Source organism: Pseudophaeobacter sp. C1-32P7, from assembly GCF_041008775.1.
Taxonomy (GTDB): Bacteria; Pseudomonadota; Alphaproteobacteria; order Rhodobacterales; family Rhodobacteraceae; genus Phycobacter; species Phycobacter gallaeciensis_A.
In genome coordinates, this window is record NZ_JAXGFR010000021.1 from 41,930 (window position 1) to 57,349 (window position 15,420).

Genomic DNA, 15,420 nt, shown 5'->3' on the forward strand with positions numbered 1-15,420 from the left:
GTCAGATGAGTTTGACTTGAGTGCCGACGGGCACCCGCTCGTAAAGCTCTTCAACCTGTTCGTTGAACAAACCGATGCAGCCATTTGATGACCGACGGCCGATTTTTCGCGTGTCCTGTGTTCCGTGGATACGGTAGTATTGCCAGGACAGATACAATGCGCGGGTACCCAGAGGGTTGGCAGGATCGCCTCCCTCGACACGTGCCGGCCATTCTGGATTGCGTTCCCGCATGGAGGGCGTCGGCGCCCAGCTGGGGTTTTTGCGCTTTTCCACGACTTCGGTATAACCGCGTTTTGTGAGTTCATCGGTCAGAGGAACGGATGTCGGATAGATCCGCATTGACCCATCTGCTGTCCAATGCTGCAGAGCCCGTGTTTCCGTGTCCGAGATAATGATACCCTTTCCAAGCGTATCGAAATGGTCTTGCCACTCGTGAACTCGGAAAGAAGAGATATTGCGGCGAATGACTTCGGCCCGAACCACGCTTGGGGCAGCCAAAGCAACCGCCGCCAAACCAAATAGGCGTCGTCGGTTAATCTTGTTATTCGGCAAAGACGTCATGACACACTCCCAGCCTCGGTTTTGTCACACGTCTTTTACGCGAGACCCGGCATCTGGCAACCTGACAAGGCCGCGAGAAGTGTATCCATTTGTATCCTTGACCTTACCCTGCTGGAGGGCCGCAAATGACGCGGGAAACGAGACAAAGAGGGTGTCATGGACCACCAGAACCACAGAAAAAAGCCGATCACGGACAGGCTCATGCATTACGGAATGATGGCGTGTTGCGCCGTCATGCTGCTGCCCGTTGCGGGATTTTTTCTTGCCGGCGGCACATTGGCGGGCATGTGGGGCAATGCAGCGGCTTTCGCCCCGCTCCTGCTGTGCGTGGGGGCGCATCTTGCGATGCACAAATTCATGGGGAAATCGTGCCATTCCGACAAGGCAAAGGATACTATCGAGGAAACGACCGAGCCCATGACCTCCGCGATTCCAGTCGTGGTCCGCGACAGGCCGTGATGTACGCGGGAAGGTACGCGTAGGCGCGTTGCTGTTGTCGGGTTTCTTGCTTGGGGGATGTGCAGGAAGTCTAGAAGACTGCCCGGATCGCGGCGCTATCGTGTCCACGAAGCAAGCGTCAGACCTTCTGCCGGATGGGTGTCGGTATCTTTCAACTTCTGCGACTGGCGTCGCGCGAGTTGACTGCGCGGATGGTCGTCAGGGTTTTGCCGTAGGTTTCCGTTGAGGCGACCTCCGCCGTCTTGGCGAAATCTGCGGTAAAAATAAGGGAAGGAAGCAGGTATCTTGATCGATTGCCTTTTGATCCTGCGACGGGTTTTGCTTATTCCCTTCGTGCTCCTGGCCCTTGTCTCTGGAAGTGTCGCGGCAGCAACCTCTGCTGAATACCAGAGCGCGCCACTCACCGCGCATCTCATTAGTGTACAGGACGGCGTTCCCGAGAACACACAGACTCTGTCAGCCGGGCTTCACCTTCAACTGAACGAAAACTGGAAGACCTATTGGCGGTCGGCGGGCGAGGTGGGAATACCGCCTTCGGTCGAATGGAGCGGTTCCGAAAACGTCGCAGATGTCGAATTCATGTGGCCCGCCCCGACGCGCTTCACCGCCTTCGGCATCGAAAATTTTGGTTATGCGGGTGAAGTCGTCTTTCCGCTGCGCATAACGCTCGAAGATCCCGGCGCACCTGTGACTCTTTCCGCGCAGGTCAAACTGCTGGTGTGCTCCAATGTCTGTGTCCCGGAAGAGTTTGACCTGTCACTTCGCCTCGGACGGGGCAACGTCATCGACAGCACTTCGGCTGGGCTGATCGGTACGTTTTCCGAGCGCGTCCCCGAAGGGGCCAAGACGAGCGGCGTCAGCGAGGCAAATGCCTTCATCGACGAAGACCTCACGGAGTTGATCGTCAGCCTTCGCGTCGATGAACCACTCCAGTCGCCGGATGTGTTTCCCGAACTGGGTATGGGTGTTGCGCTTGGCAAACCCGATATCCGTTTGGGAGAAGAGGATCGTTTGCTTTGGGCGCGCTTGCCGATCCTCTCGTCGAATACGGATGTGACAGTGGCTCCGTCGATTACCGTCACCGACGGCGAGAACCGGGCCTTCACGATCATCGCGGATCGCGTGGCGCAAGGAATAGCACCACCCTTTGAGCTGGCCGCCACGACACCGGACATGATGGAACTGATCTGGATTGCCGCGATCGCGCTGCTGGGCGGATTGATCCTGAATGTGATGCCCTGCGTGCTGCCGGTGCTGTCCATCAAGGTGTCGTCTGTGCTCAAACACACCGATCACGACACAACCCGTGTCCGGTTCGGTTTCGTCGCTGCCAGCGCCGGCATCATGACGTTCATGTGGGGTCTGGCGCTCGTCCTCTGGGCGCTCCAGACGGCAGGCCTCAGCGTCGGGTGGGGTCTGCAGTTTCAAAGCCCGCTGTTTCTTGCGGTGATGATCGCTGTCCTGCTCGTCTTTTCGGCAAATCTGTTCGGAGCGTTCGAGTTCGCCCTTCCACACGGCATTCAAACGCGGCTTGCAGGGGCCGGTGGACGCAACGGGTATTCCGCCGACTTTTTCACTGGCATGTTCGGTGCCGTCATGGCGACGCCTTGTTCGGCACCGTTCCTCGGCACCGCTGTGGCCTTTGCTTTGGCCGGGCGTGGCTTGGACATCCTCATAGTCTTTTCGAGCCTCGGGTTCGGCCTCGCCCTGCCCTATCTCGTCATCGCCGCGTTCCCGCGTCTGGTCGCATTCATGCCTAAGCCTGGTCGATGGATGCTGATCATCAAAAGCGTCATGGGGGTCTTGTTGCTTGCAACCGCCGTGTGGCTGTTCTGGGTGCTCGACGGTGTCGCCGGGCTTGTGTCTGTCATCGCGGTCGCGGCGTTGTCCGGTCTCGCCGTTCTGATACTATCTCTCCCGAATGTGCAGTCCCAGTTCAGGTGGTCTATTGCCATAGCCAGCCTTGTCCTGGCCATTGCCGCAGGTCCTCTCTTGCAGCAATCAGCACCTGCGCGTTCGACGCCGCAGTTGGCAATGGCTTGGATCGCATTTGATCGTTCGGACATAGCGAAACGCGTGTCCGCAGGAGAGGTCGTTTTTGTCGATGTGACCGCTGACTGGTGCCTGACTTGCAAAGCGAACAAGACACTTGTCATCGACCGGGAGCCAGTCCGGAGCGCGCTTGAAGCGCCTGGAGTCACGGCGATGCAGGCAGATTGGACACGCCCGGACACGCGCATTTCCCGCTACCTTGAGAGTTTCGGCAGATACGGCATCCCCTTCAATGCCGTCTACGGACCATCGGCACCGAACGGCATTGTGCTGTCCGAATTGCTAACAACCGAAGACGTGATGGACGCCTTGGCGCAAGCCAGCGGTCGGGATGTTTCCGCAAAGGTTGCCGGACAGGAGTGACCTGCCCGGGCGGGACACCGACCAGCAGTCAGCCGCCGAGCCGCTCAAGCGCGGCACGGACCGCCGCACGCCGAGGATCACTGGCGGGCTGCTGCTCCAACAGCGCTTCAGCCTTGCGGTAGGCCTCAACGGCGCGATCGGGCTCCTCAAGGACCGTATAGGCGTTTGCCAGCCGCATCCAACCATCCAGATCGTCCGGTTCATCCTCAAGACGCTCGGCCAGCCGCGAGACCATCGATCGGATGAACTCCGCGCGGTCCGCGTCATTCATCTCCGACGCCGCCGCGACATCTGCCGCACTCGGGCCGGGTGGGGATGTCGGCCCGCTGGGTAGATTGACGACCGGGAGGTCAGCTGCCGCTGCAATCCGGTTGATCTGCAAAACGTATGTTTCCATCCAGGGCACGAACGTCTTTTCCTGGTTCAGCCGGGAAACGAGCAGATCGTAGGCCTTACGCGTCTCTTCTTTTTGAAGATGGTAGAGAGACTCGAAATAGGTTGCCGCAGGATTGGATGGGTCAAGTTCCAAAGCGCGATCAATGGCCAATTTCGCCCGTGGAATAACAACGCCATCATTGGCAACCGCGACAGCCTCCGCCAGCATGGAGAATGTCGCGGAGGTGGCATCCTCCCGTTTGGCGACAACTTCGAATGCTTCGACAGCATCAACTGTTCTGCCCATGCGCTGATAGGTCTGGCCCAACAGCATCCACCCTTCGCTGGGGCCGCCGGTCGGATCGGATATAAGCCTTTCGCGAAGTTGTATTGCCAGCGCCGTCACTTCATCAGTCTGTGCGCGCTCCTCTGCACGGGCAGCGAAGGCCATTGAAGGCACCTCCGGCGATCCCATTGTCAGATAGTAGCCCGCGGCAATAACCGGCGCGAGGACCGCCGCGACAACAAGAGTGCCTCTGCCACCACTACGGGACGATCCGGCTTTTGCTTCCAAATTGCGGGTCGTCGCGAGGATCCGTTTCTTGATCTCGAGTCTGGCTGCTTGAGCTTCTTGTTCAGAAATCAAACCGCGGTCCATGTCTCGTTCGATTTCCTGCATCTGATCGGCGAGGATGGCCGGTACCGCATCTCCTCTGGTGAGAGTGTTCGATTTGGACAGCAGCAGCGGGTAGAGGACTATTCCGATCGCGACCAGCGTCAGAAGACCGAAAATACCCCAGATCATGACGCATCCCCCGCTTCGTTTTGTCTGAGAATCTCGGACACGGTGTTCTCATCCTCCGCGCCCAAATCTTCAAAAGCCTCTTGCTTTCGCCGACTCATCAGTACCCCGCCACCAACGAAAACCCCGATCAGAACGAAAGCGATCGGCGCAAACCAAAGCGCGTAGGTCGCAGGCTCCAGAGGCGGTTTGAGCAGCACGTAATCCCCGTACCGCGCCCGAATGTATTCGATCACCTCCGCGTCGCTGTCTCCGGTGACCAGTCGCTCGCGTACGAGCAGACGCAAGTCCCGCGCCACACCCGCGTTCGAACTGTCGATGTCCTGGTTTTGACAGACGACGCATCGCAGATCCTTGGAAATCTCCCGCGCACGCTGTTCCAATACCGGGTCGGCCAGCATTTCGTCTGGTTCGACCGCATTGGCGGCAAAGGGAAGGAGCCCGATGCAAAACGCGAAAATCAACTGTCTCATGATGCTGCTCCCTTTGGCAGTGCGCCTGCCTGCTTCAGGGCTTGCGTGAACCGTTCGACGGCGTCCGGACCCACGACCGGCCCGACATAGCGAAACAGAACAGTACCATCGCCATCGACGATGAAGGTTTCCGGCACGCCTGAAAGGCCCCATTCGATCCCTGTCCGGCCTGAAAGGTCGGACCCGATCCGTTCGTAGGGATTGCCGAGGTCATTGAGCCACTTCACGGCATCTTCTGGTTTGTCTTTGTAGTTGATGCCGAACAACCGCATGCCCTCGCGTTCGACAAAGCGTGTCAACACGGCATGTTCCGCGCGGCAGGGCACGCACCAGGACGCAAAGACATTGACCACGACCGGTCGTTCGTTGCCTACAAGATCGCTTCGGGCCAGGCCGGGTGTCTCCAACCCCGGCACGGGATCGAGGTCGAACGCCGGGGCCGGTTGCGAGATCAGGACGGAAGGGATCTCGTTGGGATCCCGGTCGGGATTGAGCCCCCAGAGAAAAAAACCCCCGAATATGACCGCCGCAATAAACGGCAGCCCGGCAATGAGACGTTTCATCTTCTCTCCTACTCGGCAGGAACAGCATCGCTGGCTGGCTGTTTGGCGCGGCGCGGCGCCCCGACCCTCAAACGGCGATCCGACAAGGACAAACAGCCACCGATCACCAGCAGGATCGAGCCGATCCAGATCAGGTTGACGAGCGGTTCATAGAGGATCCGAAGGGTCCATGCTCCGGCGTTGTTCACTTGATCGGAGGCTGGCGTTGCAATCGACGTATAGAGATCACCCGCCAATGTAGAGCGGATGGCCGACTCCGTCGTCTGGCTTTCCGCGACCGGGTAATACCGGCGTTCCGGGAACAGTGTCGTGACCAATTCGCCATCCCGACGGACCACAAGGGTGCCGCGATCCGCGATGTAGTTCGGCCCTTGAACCTGTGTGGCCCCTTCGAAGGTGATGTCGAACCCCGCGATCGTGACTTCGGTCCCGGGGGCGGCAAAGACGATCTCCTCACTCTTCCATCCGGTCGAGCCGATCATCCCCATCATCAACACAGCGACGCCGGCATGGGCGAGCGTCATGCCGTGTGACGCACGTGGCAGGTTGCGCGCGCGTCTCGCGCTCTCTGCAAGGGGAACCTCGAACAGGCGGATGCGTAGCGCCCATTCCCGTAGGGTTGCAAAAAGCAGCCACGCTGCGCCAAGGATGGCAAGATAGGCCATGATCGGCCCACCGTTCAGAAGATACCATGCGGCCAAAGCTGCGATGAACGCCAGAACGACCACGAACCGAATGCGATCGAGCAACCCGGCGATATCAGCCCGCTTCCACGACAGGAATGGACCAAGACCCATGAACACGACCAGCGCCAGCATCATCGGAATGAAAGCCGCATTGAAGAAAGGTGGACCCACCGAGATCTTGTCCCCCGTGATAGCCTCGAGGATCAGCGGATAAAGCGTCCCGAACAGAACGGTTCCCGTAGCGGCGGCCAGAATGAGGTTGTTCACGAGCAGCCCGGCTTCGCGGCTGATCGGGCGAAACAAACCACCCGGCTCCATTTCGGGCGCCCGCCAGGCGTAGAGCGCCAGCGACCCACCGATGGACACCGCGAGTAAACCCAGAATGTAAACTCCGCGCTCTGGATCGACGGCGAACGCATGCACGGATGTGAGCAGGCCGGACCGGACGATGAACGTCCCGAGCAGCGAAAGCGAGAAGGTCAGGATGGCAAGCAGGATGGTCCAGCTTTTGAACGCATCGCGCTTTTCCGTGACGATGGCCGAATGCAGCAGCGCGGTGCCAAGAAGCCAGGGCATGAAGCTTACATTCTCGACCGGGTCCCAGAACCACCAGCCACCCCAGCCCAGTTCATAATAGGCCCACCACGATCCAAGAGCGATACCGGCCGTAAGGCTGACCCACGCGGCCAATGTCCACGGGCGGACCCATCTGGCCCACGCCGGATCGACGCGACCCTCCAAAAGAGCCGCAACGGCAAAGGAAAACACGATGGAGAAGCCGACATACCCGAAATACAAGAGCGGCGGGTGCATGGCGAGACCCATGTCCTGAAGCAACGGGTTGAGGTCATTGCCGTCGAGCGGCGGCGGAAACACCCGCTCGAACGGGTTCGACGTCAGCAGCAGGAAGGACAGGAAGCCGACACTGATCCACGCCTGCACCGACAAGGTGCGCGCCTTGGTCTCGGCGGGGATGTTCGATCCGAACCAGGCGACGCCCGCGCCGAACACCGCGAGGATCAGGATCCAGAGCAGCAGCGAACCCTCATGGCTGCCCCAGGTCCCGGCCACCTTGTAGAGCATCGGCTTGAGCGAATGGGAATTCTCGACGACGTTCCTGACGGTGAAGTCGCTGACGATGAAGGCCTGCATCAGCGCTGCGAAGGCTATGGCCACAAACAGCACTTGTCCTATTGCCGTCGCCTGGGCGGATTTCATCCAGACGGCGTTTCCACGCGACGCACCTGCAATCGGCAGAACGCTTTGAACAAGTGCGAGGGCCAGCGCGAGGGCCAGTACGAAGTGACCAATTTCCGGGACCATGGCGTTCTTTCCTATTCAGCGTCGGTGGGCGTCGCGTCGGACGGCTTTGGCGTCCGCGGCGGGGTCTATTCGTCGAGCGTTGCTTTGCGGCGACGGAACTCTTCTTCGTCGATTTCCCCATTCGCAAAGCGGCGCCGGAGCGCTTCCTGCGCGTCCGAGTCCGGGGGACGGGTGCCATTGTCCCGCAGCCTGAGCACCAGAAACACGATCAATGCGATCACGGCGCCCCAGAAGGCGAGCATCATGAAGCCGCCCATAAAGCCATAGCCTCCGCCCCACATGTGACCTGTCCAGGAGCCTGGACCATCAGCTCGCGCCATGCTGGCGGGCAAGCTGGCCAGTAACGTTGGAATGAGCGTTTTCAGTTTCATCTGTTTCTCCTTCGATTAGTTCGCTTTCATCCAGTGGGATGGTGACAACAGCGCGCAAACCCGCGCTGTTATGGTTGACCAGCTGGATATCGCCGCCATGGGATTGGACGATTGTCCTCGCGATTGAGAGCCCAAGCCCATAACCGCCCGTTTCCAAAGACCTCGATTGCTCGAGGCGATAGAAGGGATCGAAGACCTTTTCCAACTGGTCGACGGGAATGCCGGGCCCATTGTCATCGATGTTGAGTACGAGGTTCGAACCGTGGGTCGCCCAGCTGACTTTTGCGGCACCACCGTAGCGAACGGCGTTCTCAAGCAAGTTCCTCAGTGCCCTTCGGAACGCGTTGGGTCGAAGCCGCACGGCAACATCATCACTCGGGGCAAAGGTGCAGTGTGCCGCCATATCGCTGCACAAGCTGTCCAGAAAATTGCGCAGATCGACCACTTCAGCACCCTCGGATCCGGTAAGGCCGCGTGCAAAGGTGAGCGTCGCTTCGACCATACTCTGCATCTCTTCGACCGATGCGATGAGGCTGTCCCGCGTCTCTTCTTCGTCAACCAGCTCCGCGCGGACACGCATAGCAGTCAACGGCGAGCGTAAATCGTGGCCAAGGGCTGCGAGCATACGTGTACGATCGCTGACAAACCGGGTCAGCCGTCGTTGCATGCGGTTGAAGGCGACGGTCAGATCTCTGACCTCGGTCGGCCCTGTGACCGCCAATTCGCCCACATCTTCGCCCCGGCCAAGATGGTCCGCGGCCTTGGAGAGGTGCCGCAAAGGACGCGTCAGGCGCGTCATGACAAACCAGAAGATCGCCACCAGAAGCAGTCCGGCGGAAATTCCAAAGGTCAGCATCGAATAGAAAGGCCATTGGATTGGCGGACGCTCGAACCGCGTTCCGACATTCAGCCAACGCGCTCTCTTGATGGCGATCGACAGATTCATTTCAACCGCTGTCAACTCTCCGCGCATCATCGCGAGATGCATTTCCGTCATCTCGTCCGAGAGATTGGGAAGAGGCCGCAACTCGCCCTCGACCTCGTGCAATTCAACGCGAATATCCCGGCTGTAGCTGTCGTCCATCAGGGCGCGTATGCGCGCTTCCACGATACCGCCGTCCGAATGACCGGTGTGATCCACGATCGGAGCGTCCGACAGATCGAACCGGATCAGAGGCGAATTTGCCGCGCGAAGGATCGAGTCCTGCAGATCCAACGGAGCCTCCTCGATCAACCGCGCGACATTTGCTGCGCGACCCGCCGCCTCGAACCCCAATGCGGCACGAATCGCAAGGCTGCGCTCGTCAGCGAACAGGAACAGGCTGATCGCCTGGGCCACGACAAGTGCCGCGACCACAAGCAGGATCAACTGGCCGCTCAGAGACCTCATCGCACGGCGCATCACGGCGCATCCTCGACATCGGCAGCCAGACAGTATCCGCCGTTCCGCACCGTTTTGATGACACTGGGCCTAAGTACATCCGGCTCGATTTTGCGGCGGAGGCGGCTGATCTGATTGTCGATGGTGCGATCCATCGGGCCTGCCGTCCGCCCAGCGGTCAGGTCAAGCAACTGGTCACGGCTAAGCACCATCCTCGCGCGTTCCAGCAGGACCGCCAGCAATTTGAACTCGGAGGTCGTCAATGGGGTCTCGGTGGTGGACTCGTCAATCAGCACCTGCCGGTCGGTATCCAGTATCCAGTGTGCAAAAGAGACTTTCCTCCCAGCGAGGCTTCCGGCCACAGGTTCGTCGCGGTTGCTTCTCCGAAGAACCGACTTGATGCGGGCGAGCAGTTCTCGTGGATTGAACGGCTTGGCGAGATAATCGTCCGCACCGATTTCCAGCCCCACGATCCGATCCGTTTCCTCACCAAGCGCCGTCAGCATGATGATAGGAAGATCACCCTCTGGCGCAAGTCTGCGGCAAACCGACAAACCGTCCTCGCCCGGCATCATGACATCGAGCACGAGGAGGTCGAAGTGACCGGTGGCCAGCTTGGCATCCATCTCCACGGCATCCCTGGCGACGGTCGTGCGCATTCCATTCTTCTCCAGAAAGCGCGCGACGCTTTCGCGAATCTGAGCGTGGTCGTCCACGATAAGGATATGAAGTGGCGGTCCCATGGCGTCCTTCCTAGATCATCGTTGCATCGTGTTTCATGGGCAGAATTGTAGCCGTTTGTATCAGGTCAGTCCCTTGCTACAGATGGATACAAATCTGTGCCTGCACCGTGTCGTGCTCCCGGGTAGCGTCGCGCGTATGTTATGTGACCTTTGGGATCGCAACCGATCAAAGGATGAGGTTTTCGAATATGGCTCTTGATTTGAACCGGCGCCGTTTCGTTCTGGGTGCTCATATGACGGTGCTGACCGTCGCGGCGTCACCGCTGCTCGCGCAGAGCCGATCTGTCTGGTCGGCGGAGAATGCCTTTGACGCGCTTCTATCGGATACGGCGCGGATCATCGATGTCAGAACGCGCGAAGAGTGGCAAGAAACCGGCGTAGGTGCTGGTGTATGGCCGATAAGCATGCACGCGTCCGGTTTTCCGGACCGATTGTTCAGGGCGAAGGAACTGAGCGGTGATCGCACTGTTGGACTGATCTGCGCCACTGGCGGACGCTCCGCATCGCTGCTTCGAGCGTTAAGACAAGCTGGTTATTCGGGCTACGCCGATATCTCGGAAGGGATGTTGGGATCAGGCGAAGGGCCTGGCTGGATCGCATCGAACTTGCCGACCGTTCCAGTGGATGTCGCCCTGAACGGGTTGCCCCCCGCGTTGGCCTGACCTGTGAAGAACCAATAGGTCCCGTTGTGCTAAAAGCCTGATGTATGGTCAAATTGACCTGTTTGAATAGGAAGACGGGTTTGGGTGTATGACCGAGTTGATGGCCATGTTTGTCGGAATATGCGCGGCGATCGTGATGGGAATTGTCCATCATTATGCGTTGTCGGGCATTCTGAAGTTTTCCCCGCAGCGGTCGGATGGCTCCGGCTTTCGGATCATCCTGACGTTTTCCGCGTTGCTGTTACTGCACGTATTGGAACTTGTGACGCTCGCCGTGTTCAACACGATGGTGGTGGCAAGCGTTCTGCCGCAATCGTTCAGCAACAGCCCGCCGATGTTTCAGGATGTTCTCTATGTTACGGGCATCTCGTTCTCGACCCTTGGCTATTCGTCCATAGAGGTGGTCGGGCCCTTTCGACTGTTGCTGATGCTGCAATCGCTTTTGGGCTTCATGTTGCTGACCTGGTCAGCGACGTTTCTTTACTCAGCCTGCCAGCAAGTCTGGCAGAAGGCGAAAGATGACTGAAAATCGCCACGCGCGTCGGACATGAGCTTGGCGTCAGCGTCAAATACGTCCTGATATCGGTCCTTTGACCTCACCGTGGAACGGTTGAGTGAGCGCTGCGTTGCGCGCGTGGATGAATAGCCCTTGACCTTCCAGTTGCTGGAATCCCTAGGTACAAAGCCATGGCACAGATTTTCGAAAAGACAGGCGATCACGTATCGCACCATCGACACGGGGATATCTTGAAATCTCCCGTATGGGTTGGTGTGTTGTTTGTCTTGCTCACAATGCCGGCTCACCTGTTTTTGGATGAAAAGAGCTCGATAGCTCTTGCTTCGATCACGCTTGCTTTGATTGGCGGTGCCTATATCGGCTTTGGCGCCGCGGACGGCAGAGCGCGCGTGTTCTGGGCAGAGCTCGCCGTCGCCCTTTTGTTCGGCTCGGCAGCCTTTTTGGGGCTGATATGGCATTGGGCTTTCCTTCCCTTGGGCTTGGCCCTGCACGCCCTTTGGGACATGTCACACCACAATTCTTATCGTCTCGCCCGGATTCCGAACTGGTATATTCCATTCTGCGTGGCCTTTGACCTTTTGGCAGCGACGTTTTTCGTTCTGCTCTATGCCGTGTTTTGATCCATGATGATGCGCATCCTTCTTATTGCGGTGTTCCTGATGGGAGTCGTCGCATTGGCCTTCCCGGACGTCCTTGGCGTTGACATTCGCCTGCCTGATCGCGCGGAAATTGACCGCTGGATCGAGGCGGCAGGTCTTGCCGGACCAATTGTTATCGTGGCGCTTATGACAATCGCTATCGTCGCAAGCCCCCTGCCCTCGGCGCCGATCGCACTCGCCGCCGGAGCGGCTTATGGGCACACGTTCGGGACACTCTTTGTCGTTCTTGGCGCGGAACTCGGTGCGCTTGCCGCTTTTGGTCTGGCCCGCGGTCTCGGTCGTCCCTTCGTTGAGCGTCATCTCGGTCAGAAGATTAACACAGGCCTGTTCGGATCGCAGAACACTCTGACCTTCTTGGTCTTCGGCAGTCGCCTGCTGCCGTTTCTGTCCTTCGATATGATCAGTTACGCCGCAGGTCTGAGCAAGCTGCATCTTTGGAGGTTCGCGCTGGCCACGATGGCCGGGATTATTCCAGCGAGTTTTTTGCTCGCTCACATGGGCAACCAGGCGATGAACGGAGATGCCCGCACTGCCACATGGACCGCGCTTGCGCTCGGTGGCTTTACCGGCCTGTCGGTTCTCTTCGCCGCGACGCGAAAGACCGGTACACAAGGGGAGGAGAGCTGATATGGCCAGTCATTCTCACGCCGGGCACATGCCGAGTTCCGGCAAGGCCCTTGTGATTTCGGCCTGGCTCACCGGCGTCTACTTCGTGATTGAACTGGCCGTCGGGCTCTGGACTGGCTCGATTGCCGTCCTGTCGGATGCGTTTCACACCCTGTCGGCGGTTGGCGGCGTTCTCGTGGCCATCTCCGCGCAGCGGATTGCGCGCCGTCCAGCGGATTCGACGCGCAGTTTCGGATGGTACCGCGCCGAAATCATCGGGGCGCTGGTGAATGGCGGCTTTCTTCTCGGCATGGCGCTTCTGGTGATCTGGATGGGCGCGATGCGGCTCGGAGACCCGATCCACCTGGCCACAGGCCCCATGCTTTGGGTCGCCTTCGGGGGCCTGGTCACGGAAGTGGTCTCTCTGGCGCTGATGTGGCAATCGAGCAAGGACGATCTGAATGCCCGTGGCGCGCTCTGGCACATCATCCAGACCTTTGTCGGCAGCCTCCTGATCATCGTCACCGCCCTTGTGATCGAGTTCACCGGCTTTCTGGCGATTGACCCGATTCTCGGCATAGCGTTCGGGGTGGTTCTCCTCTGGGCCTCTGTGGGCGTAATCAAGGAAGCGGTCCACATTCTCATGGAAGGCACGCCCGAGGGAACGGATCTCGACGCTGTAACAGCGGACCTGAACGGGCAGGACGGGGTTCTGGATGTTCACCATGTGCATGCCTGGACGCTGACCAGCGGCAAACACGCGTTTTCCGCCCATATCCGCCATCAGTCACCCGCCGAGGCCGCGGATTTGCTGAACAGGGCCTATCGGCGGCTGACGGAACAGCATGGGTTTCACATGGTCACGCTGCAGCTCGAAACAGAGTGTCTCGACGAGCGCCACGCGCGGGATCTTGATATAGTCCAGATAGCGGCTGCAAAGGCTGCGCAAGAAAAGACTGATGTGCGAGATGCGCATCCGCACCCAAGCCCTAACACAGAAGGGCCGTAGACTGTGATGGACATAATACTAGCCGCAGAGCCGGAGATTCGTCTGACGGCGTTTTTGAGTGTGCTGGCCGCCATGGCGCTTTGGGAACTCGCCGCCCCGCGTCGGCGGCGTGACATTCCGCGTGTCATCCGTTGGTCGAACAACCTGGCACTTGTCGTGATCGATACCGCGATCCTCCGGTTGTCTTTCCCAATCCTGGCCGTCGGTCTGGCGGTCCTGGCCGAGGAGCGGGGCTGGGGCCTGTTCAACATTATCGAGGCTCCTTTCGGGTTGGCTGTGATCCTGTCCATGCTGCTGCTCGATCTGGCGATCTATCTGCAACATGTCATGTTCCACGCCGTCCCGGCCCTGTGGCGCCTGCACCGGATGCACCATGCGGATCTCGACTTCGACGCAACCACTGGATTACGCTTCCATCCGATTGAGATCCTCATCTCGATGGCGATCAAGCTCGCCCTGGTGGCAGCGCTTGGTCCGCCCGCCGTCGCGGTTTTGTTGTTCGAGATCATCCTCAACGCCACTGCCCTCTTCAACCATGCCAACATCAACCTGCCGAGACCGGTCGACCGGTGGCTCAGATGGATCGTCGTCACACCCGACATGCAACGTGTGCATCATTCTGTCGATCCGCGCGAAACCAACTCAAACTACGGCTTCAACCTGCCGTGGTGGGACCGCCTCATGGGTACTTACGTAGCCCAGCCCGCGAAGGGCCACGAGGGAATGACGATCGGTATCGAGCAGTTTCGCACGACGCGCGACCTCTGGGTCGACAGGATGTTGATCCAGCCCCTTCGCGGGCCAGCAAGCGGACACGCCCTGGATACATCCGCCCTCACGCCGACAAGCAGGAACAGCCTCTGGACTCTCGAAAACACAGTTCTAGGGTCTCGGGTAACTCAAAAAGGAACACATGATGAAACGACGTACGTTCTTGCTGGCCGGAGCGGCTGCCACACTCCCCCTGCGAGCACTGGCCAACACGGAACCGGTCATTAAAGTCCTGAAAACCCCCACCTGCGGATGCTGCACCGCTTGGGTCGATCATGTCCGGCAAGCGGGCTTCGCGGTCGAGGCGCAGGACGTCGATCAGGATGCGCTTTATGCGTTCAAAGATCGGCTGCAAATTGCACCGGAACTTGCTGGATGTCACACGGCGGTCGTGGGCGACTATTTTATCGAGGGCCACGTGCCTGCCGCGGACATCACGCGGCTGCTGGCAGAGCAACCGATGGCGCGCGGTTTGACTGTCCCCCGCATGCCGATGAGTTCGCCCGGCATGGGCGGTCCCGGGGCCGGTGACGCTTTTGACACCTTGCTTGTTGGCTCCGACGGCGCGACCTCGGTCTTCGCGAGCCACAGCTGATCAGGTCATGGGTGCAGGTGATAGATCCCGCGGGACGGGTTCATGACCCGTCCGTCTTGCACAAGCTTTCGCAGCGCCCTGTAGGTCGCCTCATGGCTCAATTGTAACCGAGCGGCAAACTCGACGATGGAGCCTTCGAGCAAGCCTGCGATCAACCCTGCCATCACCCGGTCCTCTGCGCGCCGAATGCCGACGATCTCCAGCATCTGTCGCTGCGCCTGTATCTGTTGAGCCGCCTGACGGCCATAGGCGCGGGCAAATGCCGGGTCGGCAAAAGCGGCTGTCGCGTTGCCCTTTAATCTGAGACGCGACGCGGGGAGTGGACAGAACATGGGGGTCATGCGGCGCGTTTTCTGTTTGCGACGGTCAGCCGACCATCGAGAACTGCGGCCCTTGTGACGGCTACTCGGTGAGCCCCTTTGGGCGACCACCGCATCCTTCTGCGCTT

18 protein-coding genes are annotated in these 15,420 nt (G+C 59.4%); 9 read left to right on the forward strand and 9 right to left on the reverse strand.

The genetic code is table 11. The annotated features are described in order from the left end of the window. Window position 1: 1 nt before the first annotated feature. On the reverse strand, window positions 2-562 hold the full coding sequence (locus SM763_RS20775) for a L,D-transpeptidase (RefSeq protein WP_046212139.1): 561 nt from the start codon (window positions 560-562) through the stop codon (window positions 2-4). Window positions 563-718: 156 nt separating this feature from the next. On the opposite strand from SM763_RS20775, the gene SM763_RS20780 reads away from it, so the two are divergent. Next, entirely contained in the window at window positions 719-1,021 is a 303-nt protein-coding gene (locus SM763_RS20780; protein ID WP_046212140.1) for a DUF2933 domain-containing protein, read from the forward strand. A 285-nt stretch (window positions 1,022-1,306) separates the two neighbouring features. Then, complete coding sequence (locus SM763_RS20785; RefSeq protein WP_046212141.1) at window positions 1,307-3,436, forward strand: protein-disulfide reductase DsbD family protein; 2,130 nt, start codon at window positions 1,307-1,309, stop codon at window positions 3,434-3,436. A 28-nt stretch (window positions 3,437-3,464) separates the two neighbouring features. Here SM763_RS20785 and ccmI read toward each other — a convergent pair whose 3' ends face one another. The 7 genes from ccmI to SM763_RS20820 all read right to left on the reverse strand — a co-directional run bounded on the left by ccmI (window position 3,465) and on the right by SM763_RS20820 (window position 10,153). Beyond that, window positions 3,465-4,616, reverse strand: a complete 1,152-nt coding sequence (ccmI, locus tag SM763_RS20790; protein ID WP_050686135.1) for a c-type cytochrome biogenesis protein CcmI — start codon at window positions 4,614-4,616, stop codon at window positions 3,465-3,467. After that, window positions 4,613-5,086 (reverse strand): cytochrome c-type biogenesis protein, encoded by a 474-nt coding sequence (locus SM763_RS20795; RefSeq protein ID WP_368999595.1) that lies wholly within the window; start codon window positions 5,084-5,086, stop codon window positions 4,613-4,615. The genes ccmI and SM763_RS20795 overlap by 4 nt, the downstream gene beginning before the upstream one ends. Beyond that, window positions 5,083-5,649, reverse strand: coding sequence for a DsbE family thiol:disulfide interchange protein (locus tag SM763_RS20800; RefSeq protein ID WP_007803389.1), 567 nt, complete (start codon window positions 5,647-5,649; stop codon window positions 5,083-5,085). Before SM763_RS20800 ends, SM763_RS20795 begins: the two co-directional genes overlap by 4 nt. Window positions 5,650-5,657: 8 nt before the next feature. Beyond that, the gene (locus SM763_RS20805) at window positions 5,658-7,658 is read right to left on the reverse strand and encodes a heme lyase CcmF/NrfE family subunit (RefSeq protein WP_368999596.1); all 2,001 of its coding nucleotides are present in this window, start codon (window positions 7,656-7,658) and stop codon (window positions 5,658-5,660) included. 65 nt (window positions 7,659-7,723) lie between these two features. Then, entirely contained in the window at window positions 7,724-8,029 is a 306-nt protein-coding gene (locus SM763_RS20810) for an SHOCT domain-containing protein (protein ID WP_239367986.1), read from the reverse strand. Further along, a complete protein-coding gene (locus tag SM763_RS20815; RefSeq protein WP_368999597.1) occupies window positions 7,965-9,431 on the reverse strand; it encodes an ATP-binding protein in 1,467 nt (488 codons plus the stop codon). Before SM763_RS20815 ends, SM763_RS20810 begins: the two co-directional genes overlap by 65 nt. Further along, the gene (locus SM763_RS20820) at window positions 9,431-10,153 is read right to left on the reverse strand and encodes a response regulator (RefSeq protein ID WP_368999598.1); all 723 of its coding nucleotides are present in this window, start codon (window positions 10,151-10,153) and stop codon (window positions 9,431-9,433) included. Before SM763_RS20820 ends, SM763_RS20815 begins: the two co-directional genes overlap by 1 nt. A gap of 188 nt (window positions 10,154-10,341) precedes the next feature. On the opposite strand from SM763_RS20820, the gene SM763_RS20825 reads away from it, so the two are divergent. From SM763_RS20825 to SM763_RS20855, 7 genes are all read left to right on the forward strand, one after another. Continuing rightward, window positions 10,342-10,815: a rhodanese-like domain-containing protein gene (locus SM763_RS20825; protein WP_368999599.1), complete on the forward strand. Its 474-nt coding sequence runs from the start codon at window positions 10,342-10,344 to the stop codon at window positions 10,813-10,815. Window positions 10,816-10,903: 88 nt separating this feature from the next. After that, a complete protein-coding gene (locus SM763_RS20830) occupies window positions 10,904-11,341 on the forward strand; it encodes an ion channel (RefSeq protein ID WP_012187040.1) in 438 nt (145 codons plus the stop codon). A gap of 161 nt (window positions 11,342-11,502) precedes the next feature. Continuing rightward, a complete protein-coding gene (locus SM763_RS20835) occupies window positions 11,503-11,952 on the forward strand; it encodes a DUF6010 family protein (protein WP_012187041.1) in 450 nt (149 codons plus the stop codon). 3 nt (window positions 11,953-11,955) lie between these two features. Beyond that, window positions 11,956-12,618, forward strand: a complete 663-nt coding sequence (locus SM763_RS20840; protein WP_092813037.1) for a TVP38/TMEM64 family protein — start codon at window positions 11,956-11,958, stop codon at window positions 12,616-12,618. A 1-nt stretch (window position 12,619) separates the two neighbouring features. Continuing rightward, window positions 12,620-13,606, forward strand: coding sequence for a cation diffusion facilitator family transporter (locus SM763_RS20845; protein ID WP_368999600.1), 987 nt, complete (start codon window positions 12,620-12,622; stop codon window positions 13,604-13,606). Between the two features lie 6 nt (window positions 13,607-13,612). Continuing rightward, a complete protein-coding gene (locus SM763_RS20850) occupies window positions 13,613-14,605 on the forward strand; it encodes a sterol desaturase family protein (RefSeq protein WP_306005616.1) in 993 nt (330 codons plus the stop codon). Beyond that, a complete protein-coding gene (locus tag SM763_RS20855) occupies window positions 14,520-14,972 on the forward strand; it encodes a DUF411 domain-containing protein (protein ID WP_012187045.1) in 453 nt (150 codons plus the stop codon). Before SM763_RS20850 ends, SM763_RS20855 begins: the two co-directional genes overlap by 86 nt. 5 nt (window positions 14,973-14,977) lie before the next feature. On the opposite strand, the gene SM763_RS20860 is transcribed toward SM763_RS20855, so the two are convergent. After that, entirely contained in the window at window positions 14,978-15,313 is a 336-nt protein-coding gene (locus tag SM763_RS20860) for a hypothetical protein (protein ID WP_368999601.1), read from the reverse strand. Window positions 15,314-15,420: the final 107 nt, after the last annotated feature.

Bases quoted from the DNA above. Each gene is read 5' to 3' on its own strand.
- ccmI (WP_050686135.1), bottom strand. From the start codon at position 4,616: ATGATCTGGGGTATTTTCGGTCTTCTGACGCTGGTCGCGATCGGAATA.
- SM763_RS20820 (WP_368999598.1), bottom strand. From the start codon at position 10,153: ATGGGACCGCCACTTCATATCCTTATCGTGGACGACCACGCTCAGATT.
- SM763_RS20780 (WP_046212140.1), top strand. From the start codon at position 719: ATGGACCACCAGAACCACAGAAAAAAGCCGATCACGGACAGGCTCATG.
- SM763_RS20775 (WP_046212139.1), bottom strand. From the start codon at position 562: ATGACGTCTTTGCCGAATAACAAGATTAACCGACGACGCCTATTTGGT.
- SM763_RS20810 (WP_239367986.1), bottom strand. From the start codon at position 8,029: ATGAAACTGAAAACGCTCATTCCAACGTTACTGGCCAGCTTGCCCGCC.
- SM763_RS20795 (WP_368999595.1), bottom strand. From the start codon at position 5,086: ATGAGACAGTTGATTTTCGCGTTTTGCATCGGGCTCCTTCCCTTTGCC.
- SM763_RS20845 (WP_368999600.1), top strand. From the start codon at position 12,620: ATGGCCAGTCATTCTCACGCCGGGCACATGCCGAGTTCCGGCAAGGCC.
- SM763_RS20860 (WP_368999601.1), bottom strand. From the start codon at position 15,313: ATGACCCCCATGTTCTGTCCACTCCCCGCGTCGCGTCTCAGATTAAAG.
- SM763_RS20850 (WP_306005616.1), top strand. From the start codon at position 13,613: ATGGACATAATACTAGCCGCAGAGCCGGAGATTCGTCTGACGGCGTTT.
- SM763_RS20840 (WP_092813037.1), top strand. From the start codon at position 11,956: ATGATGATGCGCATCCTTCTTATTGCGGTGTTCCTGATGGGAGTCGTC.
- SM763_RS20805 (WP_368999596.1), bottom strand. From the start codon at position 7,658: ATGGTCCCGGAAATTGGTCACTTCGTACTGGCCCTCGCGCTGGCCCTC.
- SM763_RS20855 (WP_012187045.1), top strand. From the start codon at position 14,520: ATGATGAAACGACGTACGTTCTTGCTGGCCGGAGCGGCTGCCACACTC.
- SM763_RS20830 (WP_012187040.1), top strand. From the start codon at position 10,904: ATGACCGAGTTGATGGCCATGTTTGTCGGAATATGCGCGGCGATCGTG.
- SM763_RS20815 (WP_368999597.1), bottom strand. From the start codon at position 9,431: ATGCGCCGTGCGATGAGGTCTCTGAGCGGCCAGTTGATCCTGCTTGTG.
- SM763_RS20825 (WP_368999599.1), top strand. From the start codon at position 10,342: ATGGCTCTTGATTTGAACCGGCGCCGTTTCGTTCTGGGTGCTCATATG.
- SM763_RS20835 (WP_012187041.1), top strand. From the start codon at position 11,503: ATGGCACAGATTTTCGAAAAGACAGGCGATCACGTATCGCACCATCGA.
- SM763_RS20800 (WP_007803389.1), bottom strand. From the start codon at position 5,649: ATGAAACGTCTCATTGCCGGGCTGCCGTTTATTGCGGCGGTCATATTC.